The following is a 26,083-nucleotide window of genomic DNA, read 5'->3' on the forward strand; positions in this document are numbered from 1 at the left end:
ACGCCGCGCTGGTCCTGTCGCCGGTCCTGGCGTTCGTCTTTTCGGTCACGGTGCGGCCCCTTTCGGAGCGGGAGTTAACGAGGGTTTATCGCCAATGTACTGAGCGGCACCGGCCAAGGTCACCGGTCGGTCGGTGTGACCGTGCGCACGTTGCGTAACCGTCCACCGGGCGGTCCACTGTTGTCATGCTGACGCGTATCGACCACATCGGGATCGCCTGCTTCGACCTGGACAGGACGGTCGAGTTCTACCGTGCCACCTACGGCTTCGAGGTGTTCCACACCGAGGTGAACGAGGAGCAGGGGGTGCGCGAGGCCATGCTGCGGATCAACGGCACGGACGACGGCGGCGCCTCCTACCTCCAGCTGCTCGAACCGGTCCGGGAGGACTCCACCGTCGCCAAGTGGCTGGCGAAGAACGGTGAGGGCGTGCACCACATCGCCTTCGGCACCGCGGACGTCGACGGGGACGCCGAGGACATCCGCGGCAAGGGCGTACGCGTGCTGTACGACGAGCCGCGCACCGGCTCGATGGGCTCGCGGATCACGTTCCTGCATCCCAAGGACTGCCACGGCGTCCTCACGGAACTGGTCACCTCCGCTCCCGTACAACACTGACGCGGGCTCCCCCGGCCGGTAGAGTGGCCGTTCGGCCGGGGCTGCGGGCTGACTGGGGTCCGTCCCAGGTTCCGCCGATGATCTGACACCATTTCTCCGAGGGGTCAGTTCACCTTCACCACGACCAGGGGACGGATGGGACCGCGCAGTGCGGGGCTACGACCGCTACGAGGCTGACGACCACCTATCCCGGCTCGAAGCCGAGATGAAGCGGCTGAAGGACGAGCGGGACAAGGCGGTCGACCACGCCGACGACCTCGGCTACCAGGTCGAAGTGCTGCGCGCCAAGCTGCACGAGGCGCGCCGCGCTCTCGCCGCGCGCCCGGCCGGTTACGACAACCTGTCCCACCAGGCCGAACAGCTGCTGCGCAACGCACAGCTCCAGGCCGAGCAGCTGCGCGCCGACGCCGAGCGCGAACTGCGCGAGGCCCGTGCCCAGACCCAGCGGATCCTCCAGGAGCACGCCGAGCGGCAGGCCCGGATGGAGGCCGAGCTGCACGCGGAGGCCGTGGCCCGCCGCCAGCGGCTGGACGAGGAGCTCAACGAGCGCCGCGCGACCGTCGAGTCCCATGTCAACGAGAACGTCGCCTGGGCCGAGCAGTTGCGCGCCCGCAGCGAGGCGCAGGCCCGCCGGCTGATGGACGAGGCGCGCGGCGAGGCCGAGCAGACCCTGGCCGCCGCCCGGGCCGAGGCCGAGCGGCTGGCCGACCAGTCCCGGCAGCGGCTGTCCACCGAGGCCGAGACCGCCCGCGCCGAGGCCGAGGCCCTGCTGCGCCGGGCCCGCGCGGAGGCCGAGCGGCTGCTGAACGCCGCCGGCGCCCAGGCCCAGGAGGCCACCGAGCACGCCGAGCGGCTGCGCACCTCCACCGCCACCGAGGCCGAGGCCGCCCGGGCCGAGGCCACCGGTCTGCTCCGGCGGGCCGAGCAGCGGATCCAGGAGGCCGACACGGCGCTGCGCGAGGCCCGTGCCGAGGCCGACAAGGTCCTCGCCGAGGCGAAGGAGGCCGCCGCCAGGCGGCTGGCCGACGCCGAGGCGGAGAACGAGCAGCGCAGCCGTACCGCCAGGGCAGAGATCGCCCGGCTGGTCGCCGAGGCGACCAAGGACGCGGAGAGCGCCAAGACGGAGGCCGAGCAGGTGCGGGCCGACGCCCGCGCCGAGGCCGAGCGGCTGATCGCCGAGGCGAAGGAGACCGCCCGGGCGGTGTCGGCCGAGGAGTCGGCCGCCCAGCTCGCCGAGGCCGCCCGTACCGCCGAGGAGGTGCTCACCAAGGCGGCCGAGGAGGCCAAGTCCACCACCCGGGCCGCCACCGAGGAGGCCGAGCGGCTGCGCGCCGAGGCCGAGGCGGAGGCCGACCGGCTGCGCGCCGAGGCGCACGACCTCGCCGAGCAGCTCAAGGGCGCGGCCCAGGACGACACCAAGGAGTACCGCGCCAAGACCGTCGAACTCCAGGAGGAGGCGCGGCGGCTGCGCGGCGAGGCGGAGCAGCTGCGCGCCGAGGCGGTCGAGGAGGGCGAGCGGATCCGCGGCGAGGCCCGCCGCGAGGCGGTCCAGCAGATCGAGGAGGCGGCCAGCCGCGCCGAGGAGCTGCTCAGCCAGGCCAAGGCGGACGCCGAGGAGACCCGCGGCGCCGCCACCGCCGAGAGCGAGCGGGTCCGCACCGAGGCGATCGAGCGGGCCGCCACCCTGCGCCGGCAGGCCGAGGAGGCGCTGGAGCGGGCCCGCACCGAGGCCGAGCAGCTGCGCGCGGACGCCGAGCGGCAGGCCGAGGAGACCCGCGCGGAGGCCGAACGGGCCGGGCAGCGGCTGCGCGAGGAGACCGAGGAGGCCGTACGCGCCCGCCGGACCGAGGCGGAGACTGAGCTGGAGCGGCTGCGCACCGAGGCCGAGGAGCGGCTGACGGCGGCCGAGGAGCGGCTGCGCGAGGCCCGCGCCGAGGCCGAGCGGCTGCGCGAGGAGGCCCGTACCGAGACGGAGCGGCTGCGCGCGGAGTCGGCGGAACGGTTGCGGGTCCTGCGGGAGCAGGCCGAGGAGGAGGCCGAGCGGCTGCGCACCGAGGCGGTCTCGGACGCCGCCCAGGCCCGGGCCGAGGGCGAGGCCCTCGCGGTACGGCTGCGCGGCGAGGCGGCGGCCGAGGCCGAGCGGCTGCGCACCGAGGCGCAGGAGACGGCCGACCGGGTGCGGGCGGAGGCCTCCACCGCGGCCGAGCGCATCGGCGCGGAGGCGGCCGAGGCGCTGTCCGCGGCCCAGGAGGAGGCGCAGCGGCGGCGGCGCGAGGCCGAGGAACTGCTCGCCGACGCCCGTGCGGACGCCGACCGCGAGCGCGCCCAGGCCCGGGAGCAGAGCGAGGACCTGCTCGCCTCGGCCCGCACCCGGGTCGAGGAGGCGCAGGCCGAGGCCGAGCGGCTGGTCGTCGAGGCCGAGCGGCACGCGGGCGAACTGGTCGCGGCGGCCGAGCAGAAGGCCCAGCAGGTGCGCGACTCGGTCGCGGGGATGCACGAGCAGGCCGAGGAGGAGATCGCCGGTCTGCGGTCCGCGGCCGAGCACGCCGCGGCCACCCTGCGCCGGGAGGCGAAGGAGGAGACGGACGCCGCCAAGTCGCTGGCGGAGCGCACGGTCTCGGAGGCGATCGCCGAGGCGGAGCGGGTCCGCACCGGCGCGGACCAGGAGGCCGAGCGGACGCGTGCCGAGGCCGACCGGATCCGGGACGAGGCCCGGGAGGCGGCGGCGCGGAAGCTGGGCGAGGCGGCCGAACAGGCCGACCGGCTCGTCGCCGGGGCCCGGGAGGAGGCCGTCCGCATCGCGGCCGCCGCCGAGGAGCAGGCGGACACCATGGTCGGCGCCGCCCGCCGGGAGGCCGAGCGGCTGATGACCGAGGCGCGGGGCGAGAGCACCGAGCTGGTCGAGAAGTCCCGCCGCGACTCCGACACCATGCTGGAGGAGGCCCGCCGCGACGCCACGGCCATACGGGAGCGGGCCGAGGAGCTGCGGGCCCGTGTCGAGGCCGAGGTCGAGGAACTGCACGACCGGGCGCGCCGGGAGTCGGCCGAGGCGATGCGGTCCGCCGGCGAGCGCGTGGACAAGCTGGTGAAGGCCGCGGACGAACAGCTCGCCGAGGCCCGGGAGAAGGCCCGCCGGACGATGGCGGACGCGGACTCCGAGGCGGGTAAGGTCCGTATCTCGGCTGTGCGGAAGGCCGAGGGGCTGCTCAAGGAGGCCGAGCAGAAGAAGACCGCGATCCTCCGGGAGGCCGAGCGGGTGCGCGCCGACGCCGAGGCGGAGGCGAAGCGGACCCTGGAGCAGGGCAGACGCGAACTGGACGTCCTGACCCGCCGCCGCGAGGACATCAACGCCGAGATCTCCCGCGTCCAGGACGTGCTGGAGGCGCTGGAGTCCTTCGAGGCACCCGGTGCCCGCGGCGGGGGCGGGAAGGGCGACAGAGGCGGAAAAGGAGCCGACGGGGGATCAAACGGCGTGGTGAAGGCCGGAGTCGGAGCAGGAGCCGCACATGCGAACAGCAAGCAGGGCAAGAACTGAACCACTCGAACGGGCGTACATTCTCCATATCAAACCGGCATCTTCTCGGTGACACGCCGCTTTCGCCCCTAGGATTCCCCCTATCACTCTCCCGTCCGACCCCGTCTGACTCGACAGGAACCCCATGAGCGACAACACCTCTCCTTTCGGCTTCGAGCTCGTGCGGCGTGGCTACGACCGCGGGCAGGTGGACGACCGCATCGCGAAGCTCGTCGCCGACCGTGACAACGCGCTGGCCCGCATCGCGTCTCTGGAGAAGCGCATTGAGGAGCTTCACCTCGAGACACAGAACGCCCAGGCCCAGATCAACGACTCCGAGCCGTCGTACGCCGGGCTGGGGGCCCGGGTCGAGAAGATCCTCCGCCTCGCCGAGGAGGAGGCCAAGGACCTGCGCGAGGAGGCCCGCCGGGCCGCCGAGCAGCACCGCGAGCTGGCCGAGTCCGCCGCCCAGCAGGTGCGCAACGACGCCGAGTCGTACGCCGCCGAGCGCAAGGCCAAGGCGGAGGACGAGGGCGTCCGGATCGTCGAGAAGGCCAAGGGCGAGGCCGCCACGCTGCGCGCCGACGCGCAGAAGGACGCCCAGGCCAAGCGCGAGGAGGCCGACGCACTCTTCGAGGACACCCGGGCCAAGGCCGCCCAGGCCGCCGCGGACTTCGAGACCAACCTGGCCAAGCGGCGCGAGCAGTCCGAGCGCGACCTCGCCTCCCGCCAGGCCAAGGCGGAGAAGCGGCTGGCGGAGATCGAGCACCGTGCCGAGCAGCTCCGCCTGGAGGCCGAGAAGCTGCGCACCGACGCCGAGCGCCGCGCCCGTCAGACGGTGGAGACCGCCCAGCGCCAGGCCGAGGACATCGTGGCCGACGCCAACGCCAAGGCCGACCGCGTCCGCAGCGAGTCCGAGCGGGAGCTGGCGGCGCTCACCAACCGCCGCGACAGCATCAACGCCCAGCTGACCAACGTCCGCGAGATGCTGGCCACGCTGACCGGCGCGGCCGTCGCCGCCACCGGGCAGACCGGCACGGACGGGGACGACGAGCCGCTGAGCCGCGGCGTTCCCGCGCAGCAGTCCCGCTGACGCCGCCCGTTCCGTCCCGGGTCCGCCCGCCGGGTGCCTCCGGCGGGCGGACCGGGCGGGGGCGGCACCGGTCACGGCAGAACGAACGGCGGGCCGGTGCCCCGCACCGCTTCGGGCGGTGCGGGGCACCGGCCCGTCCGGATTGCCGGGAACCGGACGGCCGCCGATACTCTCCTAGTTCCATTGGGGGCGGCACGCCCCGAACCGCACAAGGCCAGCAGGGGCGGAAAGCATGATCGAAGCAGTCGGCCTGACGAAGCGCTACGGCGCCAAGACGGCCGTGTACAACCTGTCCTTCCAGGTGCGGCCGGGCGCCGTCACCGGCTTTCTGGGGCCGAACGGTTCCGGGAAGTCCACCACCATGCGGATGATCCTGGGGCTGGACGCGCCCAGCGACGGGCACGTCACCGTCAACGGCCTCCCGTACCGCCGGCTGCCCAACGCCCCGCGGCAGGTGGGGGCGCTGCTGGACGCCAAGGCGATCCACGGCGGGCGCAGCGCGTACAACCATCTGCTCTGCCTGGCCCAGCTGTCCGGCATCCCCCGGCGGCGGGTGGACGAGGTGCTGGGGGTCGTCGGCCTGCACGAGGTGGCGAGGAAGCGCTCCAAGGGCTTCTCGCTCGGCATGGGCCAGCGGCTGGGCATCGCGGCGGCGCTGCTCGGCGATCCGCAGGTTCTGCTGTTCGACGAGCCGGTCAACGGGCTGGACCCGGAGGGCATCCGCTGGATCCGCACCCTGATGAAGCGGCTGGCCGCCGAGGGCCGTACGGTCTTCGTCTCCAGCCACCTGATGAGCGAGATGGCCCTGACGGCCGACCATCTGATCGTGATCGGCCGCGGCCAGCTGCTCGCGGACATGTCCGTGAAGGACTTCATCGCGCACAACTCCGCGGACTTCGCCCGGGTCCGCACCCCGGACGGTGAGCCGGAGCAGCGCGAGAAGCTGACCGCCGCGCTCGCCGAGGCGGGCGCCCAGGTGCTGCCGGAGCAGGACGGCACCCTGCGGGTGACCGGTCTGCCGCTGCCGCGGATCAGCGATCTGGCGCACGAGGCGGACGTACGGCTGTGGGAGCTCTCCCCGCACACGGCCTCCCTCGAGGAGGCCTACATGCGCATGACGCAGGGGGCGGTGGACTACCGCTCCACCGAGGACCAGCGGGCCGGGCTGCTGGCACCGGCGGGACAGGGACAGCCCAACCCGTACGCGGCGCCGCCCGGCGCGCTCCCCGGTGCCGCCGCCTGGCCGCCGCACGGTGCCGCCCCGGCGCATCCCTACGCGCCGCCCGCCCCGGGCGGTCCGGGGCAGCCGAACCCGTACGCGGTGCCGGCGCAGAACCCGCAGCCGTCCCCCCAGGTCCGGGGCTGGCAGCCCCCGCCGACCGCGCCGCAGGTGCCCCAGCAGGCCACCGCACCCGCCGCCCCGGCCGCGCCCCCGGCGCCCCCGGCCTCCCCCGCGCCCGCCCCCGCCGACCTCACCAAGCGCGACAACGAGGACGCCCGATGACCACTCCCCAGCAGCCCCAGGCCGCCCCGCCGGTCCCGCAGACGGCACCCCCGGCCGGCTGGACCGGCGGCCCCGGTCCCGGTCCCGGTTATGCCTCGCCGATCCCCGTGGTGACCACCCACCTCGGACACGCCATCGCCTCGGAGTGGACCAAGATCCGTTCGGTGCGGTCCACCGTGTGGACACTCGCCATCATGTTCGTGCTCGTCGTCGGCATCGGCGCGCTGGTCGCCGTCGGCCTGGGCACCGAGGACACCGCCGGGGCACCGGTGCTCGCGGGCGGGTTCTTCGGTCTGATGCTCGGTCAGCTGTGCGTCATCACCCTCGGGGTGCTGGTGATCACCTCCGAGTACAGCACCGGCATGATCCGCACCACCCTCACCGCCTGCCCGCAGCGCGCCCGGGTGCTCACCGCCAAGGCCGTCGTCTTCTTCCTGCTGTCCTTCACGATGACGCTGATCGCCTGCACGCTGACCGCGCTGATGCAGTCGGCGGCGGTCGAGGGCAAGCCCCTGTCCGAGTTCGCCTCCACGGACTCCTTCAACGGGGAGACCATCAGCGCCGGCGAGGCCGTCGCCACCGGCGGCGAGTGGCTGGGCGCCACGGTCGGGGCGGCGCTGTACGTGGCGCTGCTGGGGCTGCTGTCACTGGCGGTCGGCGCACTGCTGCGCAGCACGCCGGGGGCGATCACCAGCATGCTCGGGCTGGTGCTGCTGCCCTTCATCGTCTCGCTGTTCCTCTTCACCGAGAGCGTTCGGGAGTTCGGCGAGAAGCTGCGCGAGTACTCGGCGCTCAACGGCCTGTCCTCGCTGTTCCGGCTGCCGATGGAGGGCGACGCGACCGGCACCGGCTGGCCGCTGCTGGGGCTGCTGGCCCTGGTCACCCTGGCCGCGCTGATCGGCGCGTACGCCCGCGCCACCACCCGCGACGTCTGACCCGGTCGCCGGGCCGGCGACCGGCGCCGGTCAGTACCGGGGTGCCTGACGGGACCGCTGGAGCCGCGCGCTCCGGCGGTCCCTGGCGTTCCAGCAGGCCCGGTGCCAGTGCCGCCGGTCCTCCACCCGGCCCTCCCGCTGCCAGGCGACGACGTGGGCCGTCCCGGGCGGGATCTCCTGGTCGCAGCCGGGGCACCGGTAGTGCTTGCCGGCGGACTGCCCGGCCACCTGCCGCACCACCCACTCCTCGCCCCGCCACTCGTCGGTGCGCTCCAGTCCGTAGCGGTCCGGTGCCCCGCCGGTACGGCGGGCGGGACTGCCACCGCCGCGCGGGCGGTTTCGACGCGGGGACACGGATACCTCGCTGAGCTGCTCGGGGCCTGGGACCGGCCGGTACGTCTGCGCACACTTCCCTCTCAGCCTACGCACCCGGGCACCCGGGTCCGCGACCGCCGGTATGTCCCGCAGACTCCTCACACCATCCGAAAAAAACTCGGCAGGCCGTGCCTCCGGCACGTGTCAGGCGTTGTTGCCTCCGGAGGACCGACCGTTGAGCACGTCGTGGAGAGCGGTGTCGAGGGCGGTTTCCCGGAAGCGATGAGGAGGCAGGTCTCGATGCGTTCGACACAGGTGGGGGCTTTCGTGCTGGCGGCCCAGTTCCCCGGGCAGGGGCAGGGGGAGGCGCTCCACCGGGCCGTGCGCGCCGCGGAGGCCGCCGAGGCGGCCGGGCTGGACGACGTGTGGCTGGCCGAGCACCACTTCGTCCCCTACGGCGTCTGCCCCTCGGCGGTCACCCTGGCCGCGCTGCTGCTGGGGCGCACCCGGCGCGTCGGGGTCGGCACCGCCGTGAGCGTGCTGCCGAACGCGCACCCGGTCGCCCTCGGCGAGCAGGCGGCACTGCTGCACCTGACTTCCTCGGGCCGGTTCACCCTGGGGGTCGGGCGCGGTGGCCCCTGGGTCGATCTGGAGGTCTTCGGCGGTGGCGCCGAGGCGTACGAGCGGGGCTTCCCCGAGTCGCTGGACCTGCTGCTGCGCTGGCTGCGCGAGCCGCGGGTCGGCGCGGACGGCGAGCGCTACCGCTTCCGCGAGGTCCCCGTCGTACCGCGCCCGGACCAGGCCCTGGCCGGGCCGGGCACGGTACCCGTGCTGGTGGCCTGCACCTCGCCCGGCTCCGTGCGGCTGGCGGCGGCACGCGGGCTGCCGATGCTGCTGGGCATGCACTGCGGGGACGAGGAGAAGGCGGAGATGGTCGCCCTGTGGCGACGCGAGGCGCTGGCGGCCGGGCTGGATCCGGCGGCGGTGGCTGCGGCCGGGCACGTGTCGGCCGGGGTGGCGCAGGTGGCCGACACCCGCGCGGAGGCCGTGGAGGTCCTCACCAAGGCGATGCCGGGCTGGCTGCGGCAGGGGCTGGAGGCGCACACCACCGTGGACGGCAGGGCGCGCGGGATGCGCGACCCGCAGGCCTACACCGAACTGCTGTGCGCGCTGCACCCGGTCGGCCCGCCCCGGCTGTGCGCGGACCGGCTCGCGGCGACCGCGGAGCGGACCGGAATCCGGAGGTTCGCCCTGCTGGTGGAGGGATCGGGCGAGCTGGCCGGCACCGAGCTGAACGTCCGGCGGCTGGGCGCCGAGGTACTGCCGCTCCTCCCCCGGGCGGCGGGCACGTCCCCGGACACGCCGCCGGGTACGGGCACGGGGCCGGGCACCGCGCCGTGACCCGGCCTCCGTCCGCTGTCCGTCCGCTGTTCCCCCGTCAGCAGTCGCGCAGCTCCGGTGACTGGTTGAGGAGCTGGCCGCGGATGGAGGTGAAGCGGGTGAGCCGCTCGTCCGCCGAGGCGTCCAGCGGGAAGACCGCCACCCGGTGACAGTTCTGGAAGGCCAGCCGCACCCCGAAGTGACGCTCCAGCGCACCGCGTATCGCGTCACTCGCCAGCGCGCGCAGCAACTGGCCGCGGGCCTGCTCGTCCGGAGGCGGCGTCAGGTTGTCGGCGATGTCCCCGCCGTCGACTCTGAGCCGGGCCGCCAGAGAGCCGATCAGCTCCCATGCGTAGGGCAGGGAGGTACGGACGCAGTCGACGAAGGCCGCTTCGTCGACCTCGCCTCGCTCGGCCTGTTCGAGGAGGGCCGGTGAGACGTCGAGCGACATGAGTACTCCTCTCGCGACCCCGGGCGAACCGGGATCTTCGGGGCGTGAAGAGGCATCACCGTGTAACCGAACGGTCCCGTATGGCGACGCCCCGCGGCAACGTTATGCCGGTGCATGCGGCGGCACCAGGCGCCTGGGCACACAACAAGCCACCCCGAACCCCCCGCCGAACGGGGAGAAGCGGGGGCGAATCGCGTGCGCGGCCCTCCGTCCAGTAGCGTGGCCGACCATGCGTCTCGTCATCGCCCGCTGCTCGGTGGACTACGCCGGAAGACTCACCGCCCATCTCCCCTCGGCCCCCCGCCTCATCCTGGTGAAGGCCGACGGGTCCGTCTCGGTCCATGCGGACGACAGGGCCTACAAGCCCCTCAACTGGATGTCTCCCCCCTGCACCCTGAAGGAGGGGGAGGAGGACGGAGTGGCCGTGTGGACGGTGGTGAACAAATCGGGTGAGAAACTCATCATCACCATGGAGGAGGTTCTCCACGACTCCTCGCACGAACTCGGTGTCGACCCCGGCCTGATCAAGGACGGCGTGGAGGCGCACCTGCAGGAACTGCTCGCTGACCGAATGGAGACCCTCGGCGAGGGCTGGTCGCTGATCCGGCGCGAATACCCCACCGCCATCGGCCCGGTGGACATCCTGGGCCGGGACGCACGGGGGACCACCGTCGCCGTCGAGATCAAGCGGCGCGGCGAGATAGACGGCGTCGAACAGCTCACCCGCTACCTGGAGTTGCTCAACCGCGACCCCCTGCTGGCCCCGGTCCGCGGGGTGTTCGCGGCGCAGGAGATCAAACCGCAGGCCCGGGTGCTGGCCACGGACCGCGGTATCGACTGTGTCGTCCTCGACTACAACGCGCTGCGCGGTATCGAGGACGACAAACTGCGGCTGTTCTGAGCCCTCCGGGGCCCCGTCACCGACTCCGCCACCGGATCACCGCCCCGCCCCCCGGAGCCGCGGCTCGCGCGGCTCCGGGGGCGGGCCCGTGTAGGCCGGGACGGTCACATGACCGGGCTGCCCGTCCCGGTCTCCTCCGGCCCGGTGGCCGAAGCGCTTCCGGAGACGGGTGTCTCCGGGGCGGGGGCACCGGCGGTGGTGTTCTCCTCCTCGCCAGGATCGGTCTCGTCATCACTCGGTGATGCCGGAGGAGTGCTGGAGGGCGGTTCGCTCTCGCCGTCGTCCCCGCCGGAGTCGGTACCGCCGTCGTTCCCGCTCGAGGAGCCGCTTCCACCGGAGGAGTCGCTCCCCCCGGGGCCCCCGGGCACGGAACCGGACGAGCCGCCGGACGGGGAGGAGTCCCCGTCACCCGTCCCCCTCGAACCGCCTCCGGACGAACCGGTCGCCCCGCCGGCCCCCTCCTCGTCCTCTTCCCTGGGACCGGTGGAGGGCCGACTGCTCCCGCTGTCCTGCGACGACGGGGAGACCCCCGGAGCGCCGGTGCCGGCCGACGGCGTACCCGATCCGCTCGGAGTGCCGCTGGGGCCGGGCGTCTTCTCGCCCGTCTTCTCGGCGCCCGGCCCGGAGTCGTTCACGGTGATGCCCTCGTCCTCCAGGGGGGAGAAGGTCGGGTTCACCCCGCCGGCGGGCTCGCTGCCCGAGGTCATGCCGAGCGTGACGACCGCGCCGACCGCCACGGCCAGCAGCGCGCCCGCGCCCGCCGCGAGGGCGTTGCGCCGTGCGCCCAGGAGGGCGAGCCCGCGGCGGGAGCCGCCGCCCCCGCCGTACGCCGCCGCGACGGACGGTGTCGGCCGGGTCAGCGCGTCGTCGCCGTACGTCTCGTCGTCCGCGCTGCCCACCGTGACCGGCGGAACCGTCAGGGCAGCGGGCAGGCCGTCGAGCGCCGGTGTGCCGCCGGTTGTCCGCGGACCGGTCGCCGCGGGCGGCGGCACGGACGGCCCGGGCCGTGCGGACGGCACCGGCAGCCGGTCGGAGAGGGAGGGCACCACCGGCGGAACGGCGGCCGCGGGCGGGAGGGCGGGCAGCGGGGACGGTCCCGCCGACAGGGCGCCGGGGCCGCCGTCCGCCCGCGGTGCGGAGCGGTCCTCGACCAGGGCCAGCGCGCGCCGTCCGGCCACCGTGCCCCGGCGGTCGGCGAGCACTCCGCGCAGCCCGATCGAGGCCTCCAGTTCCACCCGGGCCCGGTCCAGCCGGCCGGTGCACAGGGCCAGCACGCCCAGGTCGTGGTGGAAGTAGGCCTCCTCGGCCACCTCGCCCGCCGTGCGCGCGGCCTCCTGTCCGCCGCGCAGCATGCGCTCCCAGGCACTCCAGTACAGCGACGCGGCCAGGACGGGCGCGGCCGTACGGGCCAGCAGCACGGCGGCGCTCGCCTGCCCCCCGCGCTGTGCGCCCTGGACGGCGGCGAGCACCGCCTCGGCCTCCTGTGCCACCTGCCCGGGGGTGACCGAGGGGTGGCCGGTCCACCAGGCGTAGTGCCGTGCGGCGGTGTGGGCGCGGTCCTCCGCGCCCTCGGCGTATCCGGCCTCGGTCAGCTGCCCGGTCACTCCGGGGGCGAGCCGGTGGTGAGCGCCCGCGGCGGTGGCCAGACCGCAGGCGAGCAGTTCGCCCAGGGCCTCGTCGGCGCGGGGATCGCCCACCAGGGCGGGCAGATGGGCGGGGTGCGGCAGTACGCCGCCGAGCGCGACGGCGAAGCGCAGCACCTCGCGGGTGGCCCCGGACAGCCGGGCGGCCAGCAGCGGGGCGGGCGCGGCGCCCTCGGCGAGGGTCGGCAGCGAGGTCCCGCCGGCGGTCCGACCGCCGTCCTGACAGCCGTCCTGACCGCCGTCCCGGCCGGTCTCCCCGGGCCCGGCCTCGGTGGCGGACCCGGTGCCGGGGACGTCCCCCTCGTCGGCGGAGCCGGTGCCGCCGTCCGGGGTGCGCGCCGGCCCGTCCGCGTCGGCCGTCCCGGCGCGCGACGTGTCGCGCTGCCGCAGCAGCGCTCCGGCCTGGACGAAGCGCAGCGGCAGTCCCTCGGACTCGAACCACAGGTCCGCCGCCCAGTTCATCTCCTCCTCGGTGAGCGGGCGCCGGACGATGTGCTCCATCAGCGCCCGGCAGGCACTGCGGCTTATGCCGGAGAGGGCGACCTCCTCCAGGTGTGCGTCGGGCGAGGGCGCGGGGGTGTCGGGCGCCGCCGAGATCAGGAAGGCGCACTCGGGGGTGGCGTCCAGGAGGGAGTCGAGGCCCTGGCCGCCGAACTCGATGTCGTCCAGCAGGACGACCGCGCCGATGCCGCGCAGCGCGTCGGCCAGTTCGGTGCCGTCGGGACGGTGACCGGGGGCGTCGTGGACGGTGGCGAACAGCTCCTGCATCAGGTCGCCGGCAGTGCGGTGGCAGCCGCTGAGGCGTATGACACCGTCCGGTGCCAGACCGGCGCAGTCGGCCGCGACGGCGGCCAGCAGAGCGGTGCGTCCGGAACCGGGCGGGCCGGTGAGCCGGACGGACCTGCCCTGTCTGAGGAGCTGGACGAGACGTTCGCGTTCCGCCGTGCGCTCCAGCAGCGGCAGATCGGGGGAGACTCCCACCGGGACCGGCGGCAGAGTGGCGCGGTCGCACTCGGCACGGGACTCGGGGGCACGCCGCCGGGGGACGCCGGGGTGCCGCCCGGGCGGGCAGGGTTCGATCTCGCTGCCGTCGACGGGGTTGACCGTCAGCAGGTACTCGCCCGCTGTCAGCGGGACGACGCGGGTGACGGCCCCGCTGTCCTGTTCCTCTGATCCCTGGTGGTCAGGGTCCATGATCGGCGCCCCCAGATGCGGTGCGTACTCGTGTCAGCTCGCCCGGGCCGACCGCACGCTCGCCTTCGCTCGTGGCCCGGTGACCGGCCGCCGCGGAGTCCGGGCGGCGGGCACCCGAACCCTAGCCGCAGGGGACGGCCTGTCCGCAACCCGTGACCTGCCTCTTGTCGAAATCGTCACGCAATCGAACCGTCACGGACCGGGGCCTTCACGGGGCAGGGCCTTCATGGGCCGGAGTCGTCACGGGCGGCGCCCCGCCCCCGGCGGGATCGCCGCCCTCGATGGCCAGGATGCGGTGCAGCCGGGTGGCCACCAGCAGGCGCTGCATCTGGGGCGGTACGTCCCGCAGGACCAGACGGCGCCCGCAGCGGCCCGCCCGCCGGTGCACCCCCATGATCACTCCGAGGCCGGTCGCGTCCCACGAGTCCAGTTCGGCGAGGTCCAGCACGAGATCGCCCTCTCCGGAGTCGACCGCGGTGTGCAGGACCGTACGGGCGTCCGCCGCGCTGCGGACGTCGAGGCGACCTCCGACGACCAGTTCCGCGTGGTCGCCCCTGATATGCATATCCGTTCCCCCGGAAGAAGTGGTCCGTGTGTATCCGTTGTCGGCGTATGTCTCACCACAACTGACTGCCTCTTCGACGGCGAAGTTGCCGCCTGTCCCCGTTCCGGCCTCAAATTCACCCATAAGGACGGTCTGCCTTATGTCTGCGGCTTCAGTAGTGGTAGAAGCCCTGGCCGCTCTTGCGCCCGAGGTCGCCCGCGTCCACCATCCGCCGCATCAGCTCCGGCGGGGCGAACTTCTCGTCCTGCGACTCGGTGTAGATGTTCTCGGTGGCGTGCAGCAGGATGTCCACACCGGTGAGGTCGGCGGTGGCCAGCGGGCCCATGGCGTGCCCGAAGCCCAGCCTGCAGGCGGTGTCGATGTCCTCGGCGGTCGCCACCCCCGACTCGTACAGCTTCGCCGCCTCGACTACCAGCGCCGAGATCAGCCGGGTGGTGACGAAGCCCGCCACATCGCGGTTGACGACGACGCAGGTCTTGCCGACGCTCTCGGCGAACTCCCGGGCGGCGGCGAGGGTCTCGTCGCTCGTCTTGTGGCCGCGCACCAGCTCGCACAGCCGCATCATCGGCACGGGTGAGAAGAAGTGCGTGCCCACGACCCGCTCGGGGCGCCGCGTCGCCGCCGCGATCTTGGTGATCGGGATGGCGGAGGTGTTGGAGGCCAGCACCGCCTCGTCCTTCACCAGACCGTCGAGCGTGCGGAAGATCTCCTGCTTGACCTCGACGCGCTCGAAGACGGCCTCGACCACGATGTCCGCGTCGGCGGCGGCGTCGAGGTCGGTGGTCGTGGTGATGCGGGCGAGCGCCGCCCCGGCCTCCTCGGCCGTCAGCTTCTCCTTGGCGACGAACTTGTCGTACGAGGCCCGGATGCCGTCCGTACCGCGGGCCAGCGCCTCGTCGGTGACGTCCCGCAGCACCACCTCCCAGCCTGCCTGGGCGGAGACCTGCGCGATGCCCGATCCCATGAGTCCGGCACCGATGACGGCGAGCTTCCTGGCCACGTTTCTTCGTCCCTTCCGAGGCTTCCACGGCATTGTGCGAGCGGCTCTCAGGCGGACCCTAGCGTCAGTGGGGGCGCGTTGGGCGGGGAAGAGATGCGCGTCACGTCTCAAATGGCGGACATCACACCGGGGGCGTCACCCGCCGGTCCGCCGCGCGCAGTTGGCCGCCGTCCCCGTGACGGTGGGCACACGGCTCCGCCGCCGGGGCGGGAGCTGACTAGGCTCACCCCATGGTCAACCTCACCCGCATCTACACCCGTACCGGCGACGACGGCACCACCGCCCTCGGTGACATGAGCCGTACCGCCAAGACCGACTCCCGTATCGCCGCCTACGCCGACTCCAACGAGGCCAACGCCGCCATCGGAGTGGCCCTCGCCCTGGGCGGGCTGACCGAGGAGGTCGCGGCGGTGCTGACCCGGGTGCAGAACGACCTGTTCGACGTGGGCGCGGACCTGGCCACCCCGGTGGTGGAGAACCCGGAGCACCCGCCGCTGCGGGTGGAGCAGAGCTACGTCGACCGGCTGGAGGCCGACTGCGACCGCTTCCTGGCGGATCTGGAGAAGCTGCGCAGCTTCATCCTCCCCGGCGGCACCCCGGGAGCGGCCCTGCTCCACCAGGCGTGCACGGTGGTCCGCCGTGCGGAGCGCTCCACCTGGGCGGCGCTGGAGGAGCACGGCGAGAGCATGAACAAGCTGACCGCCACCTATCTCAACCGGCTGTCGGACCTGCTGTTCATCCTGGCGCGCACGGCCAACAAGACCACCGGCAAGGGGACCGGCGACGTGCTGTGGGTGCCCGGCGAGAACCGCTGACGCACCGCGGGGCGTCTCCCGCGCGCCCGCGGAGGACGCCCCGTACGGGCCCGGTCCGTCTCAGCGGCCCGTCCGCTCCGGTTCGGCGGGCCGGCCGCCCGCCCCGTCCCCGGCGGCGCCCCCCGGCGGCCGCTTCGGCCAGACGGTGTAGCCGGCCGCGATGACCAGGCTGATCCCGATGACGAAGAGCATCTTCCGCTGCCAGTCCACCAGCGACTCGCTCCGCCCGGCGTCGCCGACGTACCAGACGGCGCCCTGGAGCAGCGCCATGGCGACCAGCGCGCCGAGCACCGAGCGCGCGCACATCTTCCACTCGTGGACGGCCCGCGCCATCCCGTACTTCGGGGGTCTCACCGGCGGCGGGCCGCCCGCGAAGCGGTGGGCGAAGTGGCCGTCGGCCCACCTGACCGCGTAGTGGCCGTAGGCCACCGTGAAACCGACGTACACGGCCGCCAGGCCGTGCGTCCAGTTCCCCTCCGCGCCGCGCCGCAGGTCGACCGCGGTGGCGGCCAGCAGCACCAGTTCCAGCAGCGGCTCGCACAGCAGCACCGCCGCCCCCAGCCGCGGTCTGCGGGCCGGGTAGCGCAGGGCCAGCCCCGCGGCGAGCAGCACCCAGAAGCCCACTTCGCAGACGATGATCAGGGTGACGACCACGGGGCGGCTCTCCTCTCCGGTTCCTCGGGGGCCGGGGAACGACGCTCCCAGCCTGCCCCGCCCCGTCCGCGGGGACGTCACCCGTCGTGACGATCCCGGACTGCATCCTTCGATGTACCGCGCCGCTGTCCGGGACCGGCCGTACCGCGGAGGCCGAAGGCGCCCCGGGCCGTGTTGGATGGCGGGGTGACCGCCCGCTCCCCCGCCCCGCCGCTCGCCCGCCCGCACCGCGACGACGTGCTGATCGCCGTCGCCGGGCTGGCCGGCGGGCTGGTGCTGTGGCGGCTGGGGCTGTTCACCACCTTCCCCCGCGGCGAACTGCCCGGCGGGCTCTCCCTGCTGCCGCTGGCCGTGATGAGCGGTGCGGAGCTGCTGCGGCGGACCGCTCAGCCGTGGGCGCTGTGGCTCGCGACGGCGGCCCTCGCCGCCGATCTGGTGATCGGCTCGCTGCTGGCCACCGTCCTGATGTTCACCGACGTCGTCTACGCGGCGGTGCTGTACGGCCCGCCGGGACTGGCCCGCCGGGTGCCCCCGGCCACCGTCCTCGTCACGATCGCCGTCACCCTCGCCGCCCTCTTCGCCCTGCGCGGGCCCGAGGCGCTCACCCTCGGCATCGTCGCCGCGCTGGTCTCGGTCGGTCCCGCCTTCACCGGTTCCGTCGTCCGGGACCACCGCGACCGGGCCGTCGCCGAGCGGCTGCGGGCCGAGCAGACCGCACTGCTGGCGGAGATGGACCGGGTCCAGGCCGTCACCGCCGAGCGCGCCCGGATGGCCCGCGAGCTGCACGACGTCGTGGCCAACCACCTCTCCGCGATCGCCGTCCACTCCACCGCGGCGCAGTCGCTGGACGATCCCGCCGCGACCCGGGAGGCGCTCGCGGTGATCCGGGAGAACAGCGTGCAGGGATTGGCCGAGATGCGCCGCCTTATCGGTCTGTTGCGGGATGCCCGAGAAGGGGAGGAGGTGTCCGCCGCCCCGACGCTGGAGGGCCTGGACGCCCTGCTCGCCCAGGCCCGCGCCCACGGCGGGGCCGACGGGCTCGGTTTCGTCCTGCGCGACGAGCGCTCCGGCGGCCCGCTGCCCGCGCCCGTGGAGCTGGCGGCCTACCGCATCGTCCAGGAGGCGCTGACCAACGCCCTCAAGCACGCCTCCCCCGGCCCGGTGACCGTCTGCCTCACCGGCCCCGGGGAGGACGGCGGCCCGCTGACCGTCCGGGTCACCAGCCCGCTCGGCGCCCGGCCCGGTCCGCGCGCCCCGGGCTCGGGTGCCGGGCTGATCGGGATGCGCGAGCGGGTCGGGCTGCTGGGCGGCGACTTCTCGGCGGGCCCGGCCGCCGGCCCCGGCGGCGGTGAGCGGTGGGAGGTGCGCGCGGTGCTGCCCGTGGCGGAGGAGCGGACGGAGGCCCGTACGGAGGGAACGAGAGGAAGGAGCGGCGGATGACCGCCGGGGTGATTCGGGTGCTCGTCGCCGAGGACCAGGCGGCCGTACGCGCCGGGCTGGTCCTCATCCTCCGCAGCGCCCCGGACATCCGGGTCGTCGGGGAGGCGGCCGACGGCGAGGAGGCCGTGCGGCTCGCCCGCGAACTGCGGCCCGACCTGGTGCTGATGGACGTGCGGATGCCGCGGCTGGACGGGGTTTCGGCGACACAGCGGGTGGTGGCCGGGAAGCTGGCCGAGGTACTGGTACTGACCACCTTCGACCTCGACTCGTACGTCTTCGGGGCGCTGCGGGCGGGCGCGGCGGGCTTCCTGCTCAAGGACAGCGACGCGGCGACGCTGCTGGCGGCGGTACGGGCGGTGGCGCGCGGCGAGGGGGTGATCGCCCCGGCCGTGACCCGCCGGCTGATCCGGGAGTTCGCCCGTACCACCGCTCCCCGAAGCGGCCGGGAAGCCGACCCCGCGGTGCTGGACTCCCTCACCCGGCGGGAGCGCGAGGTCCTGGCGTGCCTGGGCGAGGGACTGTCCAACGCCGAGATCGCCGGGCGGCTGACCATGGCGGAGGCCACGGCGAAGACCCACGTCAGCAGGCTGCTGGCGAAGCTGGAGCTGCGCAGCCGGGTCCAGGCGGCGGTACTGGCGCAGGAGTTGGGCATCAGTGACGCATAACCCTCCCTTAAGTCTCTCTTGGTACAGACCTGTTGACCGGTGGTCCAGACCTCTTTACGCTCCCAGCAACTGCACGCGGCTGCCATGCACATGGCACCCACAGGCGCGGCGCAGCAGACCCCCGACGGTCCGGCCCCCACCGGACCCTGTGCGAGGAGCGCTCTTGAGAACGAACACCACCGCACACCCCCTCAGACGCAAGGCCATGGCGGCCGCGGCCGCGCTGCTGATACCCCTGGGCGCCCTGGTGGTCATGGCCCCCACGGCCCAGGCCGCCGAGGAGGCCACCGCCACCTACACCGAGGTCTCCGACTGGGGCAGCGGCTTCGAGGGCAAGTGGACGATCCGGAACACCGGTGACACCCCCATCGACGGCTGGACCCTGAACTGGGACTTCCCCTCCGGCACCACGGTGGGCGCCTTCTGGGACGCCGACGTCAGCGGCTCCGCCGGCACCTACACCGCGAAGAACAAGACCTGGAACGGCACCCTGGCCCCCGGCGCCAGCGTCAGCTTCGGCTTCAACGGCTCCGGCAGCGGCGAACCGTCCGGCTGCGCCATCAACGGCCGCCCCTGCGACGGTTCGGCCGGTCCCGGGGAACCGGAGGAGCCCGAGGAGCCGAACGAGCCGGAGGAGCCCGAGGAGCCGGGCGAGCCCGCGCCCCCCGGTGACCACATCAACCTGGGCTACTTCATCGACTGGGGCGTCTACCAGCGCGACTACCACGTCAAGAACCTGGTGACCTCCGGCTCCGCCGCCAAGCTCACCCACATCAACTACGCCTTCGGCGACGTCAAGGGCGGCAAGTGCGCCATGGGCGACGCCTACGCCGCCACCGACAAGGCGTACACCGCCGAGCAGAGCGTGGACGGCGAGGCCGACACCTGGGACCAGCCGCTGCGCGGCAACTTCAACCAGCTGCTCAAGCTGAAGGAGATGTACCCGCACATCAAGATCCTGTGGTCCTTCGGCGGCTGGACCTGGTCCGGTGGCTTCCCCGACGCCATGAAGGACCCGGCCGCGTTCGCCGAGTCCTGCCACCAGTTGGTCAACGATCCCCGCTGGGAGGGCCTCTTCGACGGCATCGACCTGGACTGGGAGTACCCCAACGCCTGCGGGCTGAGCTGTGACACCAGCGGCCCCGAGGTGATCGAGGACATGGCGCGGGCATTCCGTGCCAGGTTCGGCGACCAACTCGTCACCGCGGCCATCACCGCCGACGGCTCCAGCGGTGGAAAGCTCGACCAGGCCGACTACGCCGGAGCGTCGAAGTACTTCGACTGGTACAACGTGATGACGTACGACTACTTCGGCGCCTTCGCCGCCCAGGGGCCCACCGCCCCGCACTCCCCGCTGACCTCGTACGACGGCATCCCGAAGCAGGGCTTCAACTCCGCCGCGGCCATCCAGAAGCTGAAGGCCGAGGGCGTCCCCGCGGACAAGCTGCTGCTGGGCATCGGCTTCTACGGCCGCGGCTGGACCGGTGTGACCCAGAAGGAGCCCGGCGGCACCGCCACCGGTGCGGCGCCCGGCAGCTACGAGGCGGGCATCGAGGACTACAAGGTCCTCAAGAGCCGCTGTCCCTCGAACGGGGTCGTCGCCGGCACGGCGTACGCGCACTGCGGCAACGAGTGGTGGAGCTACGACACCCCCGCCACCGTCGCCGGGAAGATGGACTACGCCAGGCAGCAGGGCCTGGGTGGCGCCTTCTTCTGGGAGTTCAGCGGCGACACCTCCGACGGTGAGCTGATCACCGCCATCCACAACGGTCTCAACGGATAGCGGAGCGCGCACTCCCGCGCGGGGCGCCACAAGCGCCGGACGGCGGAGCGGGGAGACGGCCGATGGGCCGTCTCCCCGCTCCATGTCTTTCCGCGTCCTCCGCGTCCGCGCCGACGCCCTGGGAGCCGCCCGGGACCCCGCCGCGCGAATCCCGCCGGGCTCACCGCCGGACCGGCGCTCCCCGGACCAGCCCGGGGTGCCCGGGGTCCGCCGCAGGCGCCCGTCCCGGGCCGCACCGGCCTCTCCCGGGTTCCGCCCCGAGGCCGCTCACACGACCGAGTGGTCCCGCTCGCAGACCGGGCCTCCCGCCCCGGAGTCCGGGGCGGGAGGCCCGTCACGGGATCCGCACACGCCCGGCGGCTTCCCCCGGCCCCGGGCCGGGGCCCCATCGTGGGAAGACCCGCTCACACCGATGGGCCCCCGGACCGGAGTCCGGGGGCCCACGACGGGGAACCACATCACGCCACGTTGACCCTCTGCCCGGGGGGCGCGGCCTCCAGCCAGGCGAGGAAGCCGGTCAGCGCGTCCTCGCTCATCGCCATCTCCACCCGGGTGCCCCGCAGCGAGCAGGCGAGGATCACGGAGTCCGACAGCAGCGCCAGCTCCTCCTCACCCTGCGGAGTGCGGCGCTCCAGCACCTCGATGGCCTCGCGCTCCAGCAGCCGGCGCGGCCGGGGCGCGTAGGAGAACACCCGGAACCACTCGATGCGGTCACCGCTGTAGCGGGACACCCCGTAGACCCAGCCCTTGCCGCCGTTCCCGGCCCCTTCCGCGGCTCCCGGGGCGTTCCACCGCAGGCTGCAGTCGAAGGTGCCGCCCGGCCGCTGGATCAGCCGCCGACGCAGTCCGAAGACGAACAGTCCCAGTGCCAGCAGCAGCACCGCGCACCCGAGCAGCACAAGAGCGAGGACCATCTCACCGACCTCCTCGCCTTGTCCGTCCGTGTGCCCGTATCACAGCCACCATCGCCTCAGCCGCGGACCGCCCCGGAGCGATGCTCCGACGCGATCCGCGGCTGAGGTACTTCCCGCCCGCGCGGGCTCAGCGTCCGCTCGCCACGGCCCGCAGCCGGATCTCGGCGCGCCGCTCGGCGGCGGCGTCCGCCTCCGCCTTCGCCCGCTCCAGCGCGCGCTCGGCACGCTGGGCGTCGATCTCGTCGGACAGCTCCGCGATCTCCGCGAGTATCGACAGCTTGTTGTCCGCGAAGGAGATGAAGCCGCCGTGCACCGCGGCGACGACGGTGTCCTTCCCGCTCTCGCCGGTCGTACGGATCGTCACCGGTCCCGACTCCAGCACACCGAGCAGCGGCTGGTGGCCGGGCATGACGCCGATATCACCCGACGAGGTGCGCGCGACGACCAGGTCGGCCTCGCCCGACCAGACCTTGCGGTCCGCGGCGACCAACTCGACGTGCAGCTCAGCCACAGTGGCTCCTCGAAACTGGGGTTTTCACAGAATAACCGGGTGCGGTGACAGGGGACGGGCGGACCCGCCCCCCGCCACCGAGCACGGACGTCAGGAGACGCCCAGCTCCTTGGCCTTGGCCTTCAGGTCGTCCAGGCCACCGCACATGAAGAACGCCTGCTCCGGGAAGTGGTCGTACTCGCCGTCGGCGATCGCGTTGAACGCGGCGATCGACTCGTCCAGCGGGACGTCCGAGCCGTCCAGACCGGTGAACTGCTTCGCCGCGTGGGTGTTCTGCGACAGGAAGCGCTCGATCCGGCGGGCGCGGTGGACCACCAGCTTGTCCTCCTCGCCGAGCTCGTCGATACCGAGGATGGCGATGATGTCCTGGAGGTCCTTGTACTTCTGCAGGATCCCCTTGACCCGGGTGGCGCACTCGTAGTGCTCGTCGCTGATGTACCGCGGGTCCAGGATGCGGGAGGTGGAGTCCAGCGGGTCCACCGCCGGGTAGATGCCCTTCTCCGAGATCGGACGCGACAGCACGGTGGTCGCGTCCAGGTGGGCGAAGGTCGTCGCCGGGGCCGGGTCGGTCAGGTCGTCCGCGGGCACGTAGATCGCCTGCATCGAGGTGATCGAGTGACCGCGGGTGGAGGTGATGCGCTCCTGGAGCAGACCCATCTCGTCCGCCAGGTTCGGCTGGTAGCCCACCGCGGAGGGCATGCGGCCCAGCAGGGTGGAGACCTCGGAACCGGCCTGGGTGAAGCGGAAGATGTTGTCGATGAAGAACAGCACGTCCTGCTTCTGGACGTCGCGGAAGTACTCCGCCATCGTCAGACCGGCCAGGGCGACCCTCAGCCGGGTGCCCGGCGGCTCGTCCATCTGCCCGAAGACCAGCGCGGTCTGCGGGAGAACGCCGGACTCCTCCATCTCGACGATGAGGTCGTTGCCCTCACGGGTGCGCTCGCCGACGTCGGCGAACACGGAAACGCCCTCGTGCAGCTTCGCCACACGCATGATCATTTCCTGGATGAGGACGGTCTTGCCGACGCCCGCGCCGCCGAACAGACCGATCTTGCCGCCCTTGACGTACGGGGTCAGCAGGTCGATGACCTTCAGACCGGTCTCGAACATCTCGGTCTTGGACTCGAGCTGGTCGAAGGCCGGGGCCTTGCGGTGGATCGGCCAGCGTTCGGTGACCTCGGACTCGGCCTCCGGCTCGTTCAGGATCCGGCCCAGGGTGTTGAACACCCGGCCCTTGGTGACGTCGCCGACGGGCACCGTGATGCCCTCGCCGGTGTCGGTCACCGGGGCCTGGCGGACCAGGCCGTCGGTGGGCTCCATGGAGATGGCGCGGACCAGGCCCTCACCGAGGTGCTGGGCGACCTCGAGGGTGAGCGTCTTCTTCGCGCCCTCCTGGGAGGGGTCGGCGACCTCGACGGTCAGGGCGTTGTAGATCTCCGGCATCGCGTCGACGGGGAACTCCACGTCGACGACCGGGCCGATGACCCGCGCGACACGGCCCGCGGCCACGCCCGCAGTGGCGGTCGGCTCAACAGTGGTGGTCATAGTTGTCAGTCACTCCCCGCGGAAGCGTCGGCCAGCGCGCTGGCACCACCGACGATCTCACTGATTTCCTGGGTGATGTCGGCCTGGCGGGCCTGGTTGGCAAGCCGCGTGAGCGACTTGATGAGGTCCTCGGCGTTGTCCGTCGCCGACTTCATCGCGCGCCGGCGGGCGGCGTGCTCGGAGGCGGACGCCTGGAGGAGGGCGTTGTAGATCCGGCTCTCGACGTACCGCGGCAGCAGGGCGTCGAGAACCTCCTCGGCCGACGGCTCGAAGTCGTAGAGCGGGAGGATCCGCTGGTCCTTCCGCTCCTCCGCCTTCTCCAGACCGGAGGCGCTCTCGTTCCCCAGCTCGTCGAGGCTGAGCGGGAGCAGCCGCCGGTCGACCGCCGTCTGCGTGATCATCGACACGAACTCCGTGAAGACGATGTGCAGCTCGTCGATGCCGCCCTCGGCGGTGTCCTTGCGGACCGCCTCGATCAGCGGCCCGGCGACGGCCTTGGCGTCGGAGTACGACGGGCGGTCGGTGAAGCCCGTCCACGACTGGGCGATCTTCAGGTCGCGGAAGCTGTAGTACGCCACGCCCTTGCGGCCGACGACGTAGGTGTCGACCTCCTTGCCCTGCGCCCGCAGCCGCTCGGTCAGCCGGTCCGCCGCCTTGATGGCGTTGGACGAGTAACCGCCGGCCAGCCCGCGGTCGCTGGTGACCAGCAGGATCGCGGCCCGGGTGGGGTTGTCGGCCTCGGTCGTCAGCGGGTGCTGGGTGCTGGAGCCGGTGGCGACCGCGGCCACCGCCCGGGTCAGCTCGCTCGCGTACGGCGTGGAGGCCGCCACCTGGCGCTGCGCCTTGACGATGCGCGAGGCGGCGATCATCTCCATCGCCTTGGTGATCTTCTTGGTCGAGGTGACGGAACGGATCCGCCGCTTGTAGACCCTTACCTGGGCACCCATGCTCAGCCCTCGCCCAGCAGCTTGCCGTCCGAGGTCTCGAACTGCTTCTTGAAGGAGGCGACGGCGTCCGACAGCGCCTGGATCGTGTCGTCCGACATCTTGCCGCCCTCGCGGATGCCGACCATCAGGTCCTTGTGCTCGCGGCGCAGGTAGTCCAGCAGCTCGCTCTCGAAGCGCCGGACGTCCTCCACCGGGACCTCGTCCATGCGGCCGGTGGTGCCGGCCCAGATGGAGACGACCTGGTTCTCGGTCGGGTACGGGTTGTACTGCGGCTGCTTGAGCAGCTCGACCATGCGCTTGCCGCGCTCCAGCGAGGCCTTGGAGGCCTCGTCCAGGTCGGAGCCGAAGGCGGCGAACGCCTCCAGCTCGCGGTACTGGGCGAGGTCCACGCGCAGCCGGCCGGAGACCTGCTTCATGGCCGGGTGCTGGGCGGAGCCACCCACCCGGGAGACCGAGATGCCGACGTTCAGCGCCGGGCGCTGGCCCGCGTTGAACAGGTCGGACTCCAGGAAGCACTGGCCGTCGGTGATGGAGATGACGTTGGTCGGGATGAACGCCGAGACGTCGTTGGCCTTGGTCTCGATGACCGGCAGACCGGTCATCGAACCGGCGCCCATCTCGTCCGAGAGCTTGGCGCAGCGCTCCAGCAGCCGGGAGTGCAGGTAGAAGACGTCGCCCGGGTAGGCCTCGCGGCCCGGCGGACGGCGCAGCAGCAGGGAGACGGCGCGGTAGGCGTCGGCCTGCTTGGACAGGTCGTCGAAGATGATCAGGACGTGCTTGCCCTGGTACATCCAGTGCTGGCCGATGGCCGAGCCGGTGTAGGGGGCCAGGTACTTGAAGCCCGCCGGGTCGGACGCCGGGGCGGCGACGATGGTGGTGTAGTCCAGGGCACCGGCCTCCTCCAGCGCGGCGCGCACGGAGGCGATGGTGGAGCCCTTCTGGCCGATGGCGACGTAGATGCAGCGGACCTGCTTGCTCGGGTCGCCGGACTCCCAGTTGGCCCGCTGGTTGATGATGGTGTCCACACAGAGCGCGGTCTTGCCGGTCTGCCGGTCACCGATGACCAGCTGCCGCTGGCCGCGGCCGATCGGGGTCATCGAGTCGACGGCCTTGTAGCCGGTCTCCATCGGCTCGTGCACCGACTTGCGCTGCATGACCGTGGGGGCCTGCAGTTCGAGGGCGCGGCGGCCCTCGGTCGCGATCTCGCCGAGGCCGTCGACCGGGTTGCCCAGCGGGTCGACGACACGGCCGAGGTAACCGTCGCCGACCGCGACGGAGAGGACCTCGCCGGTGCGGCGCACCGTCTGGCCCTCCTCGATGCCGCTGAACTCGCCGAGGACGATCGCACCGATCTCGCGCTCCTCGAGGTTGAGGGCGAGGCCGAGGGTGCCGTCCTCGAACTTCAGCAGCTCGTTCGCCATGGCCGAGGGAAGTCCCTCGACCTTCGCGATGCCGTCGCCGGCAACGCTGACCGTCCCGACCTCTTCGCGCGAGGCCGCGTCCGGAGTGTACGACTGGACGAAATTCTCCAGCGCGTCCCGGATCTCATCCGGCCGGATCGTGAGCTCCGCCATCTGGGTTCCCTGCTCTCCTTGTTGGGCCCGTATGTGTCCAGGGGGTCTGGGGTGTCCCCCCAGAGGGTGGTGTCGGCCCAACTCGGGCCGTCCGTACTGCTTGTTGAGTTGGTGTGCCGGCGG

General features: G+C 73.1%; 22 protein-coding genes. 11 read left to right on the top strand and 11 right to left on the bottom strand.

Going from position 1 to position 26,083, the window contains the following annotated elements:
• The first annotated feature begins 185 nt into the window (after positions 1-185).
• The 5 genes from mce (at position 186) to V1L54_RS04805 (ending at position 7,663) form a co-directional block, all read left to right on the top strand.
• A complete protein-coding gene (gene mce, locus V1L54_RS04785; RefSeq protein ID WP_330116583.1) occupies positions 186-617 on the top strand; it encodes a methylmalonyl-CoA epimerase in 432 nt (143 codons plus the stop codon).
• Between the two features lie 148 nt (positions 618-765).
• Positions 766-4,152 (top strand): polarized growth protein Scy, encoded by a 3,387-nt coding sequence (scy, locus tag V1L54_RS04790; protein ID WP_330116584.1) that lies wholly within the window; start codon positions 766-768, stop codon positions 4,150-4,152.
• Positions 4,153-4,276: 124 nt separating this feature from the next.
• Positions 4,277-5,224, top strand: coding sequence for a coiled-coil domain-containing protein (locus V1L54_RS04795; protein WP_330116585.1), 948 nt, complete (start codon positions 4,277-4,279; stop codon positions 5,222-5,224).
• A gap of 232 nt (positions 5,225-5,456) precedes the next feature.
• Entirely contained in the window at positions 5,457-6,728 is a 1,272-nt protein-coding gene (locus tag V1L54_RS04800) for an ABC transporter ATP-binding protein (protein ID WP_330116586.1), read from the top strand.
• On the top strand, positions 6,725-7,663 hold the full coding sequence (locus V1L54_RS04805) for an ABC transporter permease (RefSeq protein WP_330116587.1): 939 nt from the start codon (positions 6,725-6,727) through the stop codon (positions 7,661-7,663). The genes V1L54_RS04800 and V1L54_RS04805 overlap by 4 nt, the downstream gene beginning before the upstream one ends.
• Before the next feature lie 30 nt (positions 7,664-7,693).
• Here V1L54_RS04805 and V1L54_RS04810 read toward each other — a convergent pair whose 3' ends face one another.
• Entirely contained in the window at positions 7,694-8,017 is a 324-nt protein-coding gene (locus V1L54_RS04810; RefSeq protein ID WP_330116588.1) for an Rv1322 family protein, read from the bottom strand.
• A 261-nt stretch (positions 8,018-8,278) separates the two neighbouring features.
• On the opposite strand from V1L54_RS04810, the gene V1L54_RS04815 reads away from it, so the two are divergent.
• Positions 8,279-9,379: an LLM class flavin-dependent oxidoreductase gene (locus tag V1L54_RS04815; RefSeq protein ID WP_330116589.1), complete on the top strand. Its 1,101-nt coding sequence runs from the start codon at positions 8,279-8,281 to the stop codon at positions 9,377-9,379.
• A 37-nt stretch (positions 9,380-9,416) separates the two neighbouring features.
• Here the strand turns inward: V1L54_RS04815 and V1L54_RS04820 are convergent, their stop codons facing one another.
• Positions 9,417-9,809 carry an SCO5389 family protein gene (locus V1L54_RS04820; RefSeq protein WP_330116590.1) on the bottom strand — a complete coding sequence of 131 codons (393 nt, stop codon included), beginning with the start codon at positions 9,807-9,809 and terminating at the stop codon, positions 9,417-9,419.
• Positions 9,810-10,038: 229 nt separating this feature from the next.
• Here V1L54_RS04820 and nucS point away from each other — a divergent pair, with 229 nt between their 5' ends.
• Positions 10,039-10,710 carry an endonuclease NucS gene (gene nucS, locus V1L54_RS04825; RefSeq protein ID WP_330116591.1) on the top strand — a complete coding sequence of 224 codons (672 nt, stop codon included), beginning with the start codon at positions 10,039-10,041 and terminating at the stop codon, positions 10,708-10,710.
• A 104-nt stretch (positions 10,711-10,814) separates the two neighbouring features.
• Here nucS and V1L54_RS04830 read toward each other — a convergent pair whose 3' ends face one another.
• From V1L54_RS04830 to V1L54_RS04840, 3 genes are all read right to left on the bottom strand, one after another.
• Entirely contained in the window at positions 10,815-13,547 is a 2,733-nt protein-coding gene (locus V1L54_RS04830) for an ATP-binding protein (protein WP_330116592.1), read from the bottom strand.
• A gap of 208 nt (positions 13,548-13,755) precedes the next feature.
• Positions 13,756-14,112 carry an STAS domain-containing protein gene (locus V1L54_RS04835; protein WP_330116593.1) on the bottom strand — a complete coding sequence of 119 codons (357 nt, stop codon included), beginning with the start codon at positions 14,110-14,112 and terminating at the stop codon, positions 13,756-13,758.
• Positions 14,113-14,263: 151 nt separating this feature from the next.
• Entirely contained in the window at positions 14,264-15,112 is an 849-nt protein-coding gene (locus V1L54_RS04840) for a 3-hydroxyacyl-CoA dehydrogenase family protein (protein ID WP_330116594.1), read from the bottom strand.
• A gap of 230 nt (positions 15,113-15,342) precedes the next feature.
• Here V1L54_RS04840 and V1L54_RS04845 point away from each other — a divergent pair, with 230 nt between their 5' ends.
• Positions 15,343-15,927: a cob(I)yrinic acid a,c-diamide adenosyltransferase gene (locus V1L54_RS04845; RefSeq protein WP_330116595.1), complete on the top strand. Its 585-nt coding sequence runs from the start codon at positions 15,343-15,345 to the stop codon at positions 15,925-15,927.
• A 60-nt stretch (positions 15,928-15,987) separates the two neighbouring features.
• Here V1L54_RS04845 and V1L54_RS04850 read toward each other — a convergent pair whose 3' ends face one another.
• Positions 15,988-16,581: a hypothetical protein gene (locus V1L54_RS04850; protein WP_330116596.1), complete on the bottom strand. Its 594-nt coding sequence runs from the start codon at positions 16,579-16,581 to the stop codon at positions 15,988-15,990.
• Positions 16,582-16,767: 186 nt separating this feature from the next.
• On the opposite strand from V1L54_RS04850, the gene V1L54_RS04855 reads away from it, so the two are divergent.
• From V1L54_RS04855 to V1L54_RS04865, 3 genes are all read left to right on the top strand, one after another.
• Entirely contained in the window at positions 16,768-18,021 is a 1,254-nt protein-coding gene (locus tag V1L54_RS04855; protein ID WP_330116597.1) for a sensor histidine kinase, read from the top strand.
• On the top strand, positions 18,018-18,686 hold the full coding sequence (locus tag V1L54_RS04860) for a response regulator (protein ID WP_330116598.1): 669 nt from the start codon (positions 18,018-18,020) through the stop codon (positions 18,684-18,686). The genes V1L54_RS04855 and V1L54_RS04860 overlap by 4 nt, the downstream gene beginning before the upstream one ends.
• A gap of 205 nt (positions 18,687-18,891) precedes the next feature.
• Positions 18,892-20,469 carry a glycosyl hydrolase family 18 protein gene (locus tag V1L54_RS04865; protein ID WP_330116736.1) on the top strand — a complete coding sequence of 526 codons (1,578 nt, stop codon included), beginning with the start codon at positions 18,892-18,894 and terminating at the stop codon, positions 20,467-20,469.
• A gap of 458 nt (positions 20,470-20,927) precedes the next feature.
• Here the strand turns inward: V1L54_RS04865 and V1L54_RS04870 are convergent, their stop codons facing one another.
• The 5 genes from V1L54_RS04870 to atpA all read right to left on the bottom strand — a co-directional run bounded on the left by V1L54_RS04870 (position 20,928) and on the right by atpA (position 25,960).
• The gene (locus V1L54_RS04870; protein ID WP_330116599.1) at positions 20,928-21,383 is read right to left on the bottom strand and encodes a DUF2550 domain-containing protein; all 456 of its coding nucleotides are present in this window, start codon (positions 21,381-21,383) and stop codon (positions 20,928-20,930) included.
• Between the two features lie 127 nt (positions 21,384-21,510).
• Positions 21,511-21,894: a F0F1 ATP synthase subunit epsilon gene (locus V1L54_RS04875; RefSeq protein ID WP_330116600.1), complete on the bottom strand. Its 384-nt coding sequence runs from the start codon at positions 21,892-21,894 to the stop codon at positions 21,511-21,513.
• Between the two features lie 90 nt (positions 21,895-21,984).
• Positions 21,985-23,439 (bottom strand): F0F1 ATP synthase subunit beta, encoded by a 1,455-nt coding sequence (gene atpD, locus V1L54_RS04880; protein WP_330116601.1) that lies wholly within the window; start codon positions 23,437-23,439, stop codon positions 21,985-21,987.
• A gap of 5 nt (positions 23,440-23,444) precedes the next feature.
• On the bottom strand, positions 23,445-24,386 hold the full coding sequence (locus tag V1L54_RS04885; protein ID WP_330116602.1) for a F0F1 ATP synthase subunit gamma: 942 nt from the start codon (positions 24,384-24,386) through the stop codon (positions 23,445-23,447).
• A 2-nt stretch (positions 24,387-24,388) separates the two neighbouring features.
• On the bottom strand, positions 24,389-25,960 hold the full coding sequence (gene atpA, locus V1L54_RS04890) for a F0F1 ATP synthase subunit alpha (RefSeq protein WP_330116603.1): 1,572 nt from the start codon (positions 25,958-25,960) through the stop codon (positions 24,389-24,391).
• Positions 25,961-26,083: the final 123 nt, after the last annotated feature.

The sequence above is a fragment of the Streptomyces rubellus genome, from assembly GCF_036323805.1.
GTDB lineage: Bacteria > Actinomycetota > Actinomycetes > Streptomycetales > Streptomycetaceae > Streptomyces.

Coding starts and splice junctions, on each gene's coding strand:
- mce (WP_330116583.1), top strand. CDS start 186: ATGCTGACGCGTATCGACCACATCGGGATCGCCTGCTTCGACCTGGAC.
- V1L54_RS04795 (WP_330116585.1), top strand. CDS start 4,277: ATGAGCGACAACACCTCTCCTTTCGGCTTCGAGCTCGTGCGGCGTGGC.
- V1L54_RS04800 (WP_330116586.1), top strand. CDS start 5,457: ATGATCGAAGCAGTCGGCCTGACGAAGCGCTACGGCGCCAAGACGGCC.
- V1L54_RS04805 (WP_330116587.1), top strand. CDS start 6,725: ATGACCACTCCCCAGCAGCCCCAGGCCGCCCCGCCGGTCCCGCAGACG.
- V1L54_RS04815 (WP_330116589.1), top strand. CDS start 8,279: ATGCGTTCGACACAGGTGGGGGCTTTCGTGCTGGCGGCCCAGTTCCCC.
- V1L54_RS04820 (WP_330116590.1), bottom strand. CDS start 9,809: ATGTCGCTCGACGTCTCACCGGCCCTCCTCGAACAGGCCGAGCGAGGC.
- nucS (WP_330116591.1), top strand. CDS start 10,039: ATGCGTCTCGTCATCGCCCGCTGCTCGGTGGACTACGCCGGAAGACTC.
- V1L54_RS04830 (WP_330116592.1), bottom strand. CDS start 13,547: ATGGACCCTGACCACCAGGGATCAGAGGAACAGGACAGCGGGGCCGTC.
- V1L54_RS04835 (WP_330116593.1), bottom strand. CDS start 14,112: ATGCATATCAGGGGCGACCACGCGGAACTGGTCGTCGGAGGTCGCCTC.
- V1L54_RS04845 (WP_330116595.1), top strand. CDS start 15,343: ATGGTCAACCTCACCCGCATCTACACCCGTACCGGCGACGACGGCACC.
- V1L54_RS04860 (WP_330116598.1), top strand. CDS start 18,018: ATGACCGCCGGGGTGATTCGGGTGCTCGTCGCCGAGGACCAGGCGGCC.
- V1L54_RS04865 (WP_330116736.1), top strand. CDS start 18,892: ATGGCGGCCGCGGCCGCGCTGCTGATACCCCTGGGCGCCCTGGTGGTC.
- V1L54_RS04870 (WP_330116599.1), bottom strand. CDS start 21,383: ATGGTCCTCGCTCTTGTGCTGCTCGGGTGCGCGGTGCTGCTGCTGGCA.
- atpD (WP_330116601.1), bottom strand. CDS start 23,439: ATGACCACCACTGTTGAGCCGACCGCCACTGCGGGCGTGGCCGCGGGC.
- V1L54_RS04885 (WP_330116602.1), bottom strand. CDS start 24,386: ATGGGTGCCCAGGTAAGGGTCTACAAGCGGCGGATCCGTTCCGTCACC.
- atpA (WP_330116603.1), bottom strand. CDS start 25,960: ATGGCGGAGCTCACGATCCGGCCGGATGAGATCCGGGACGCGCTGGAG.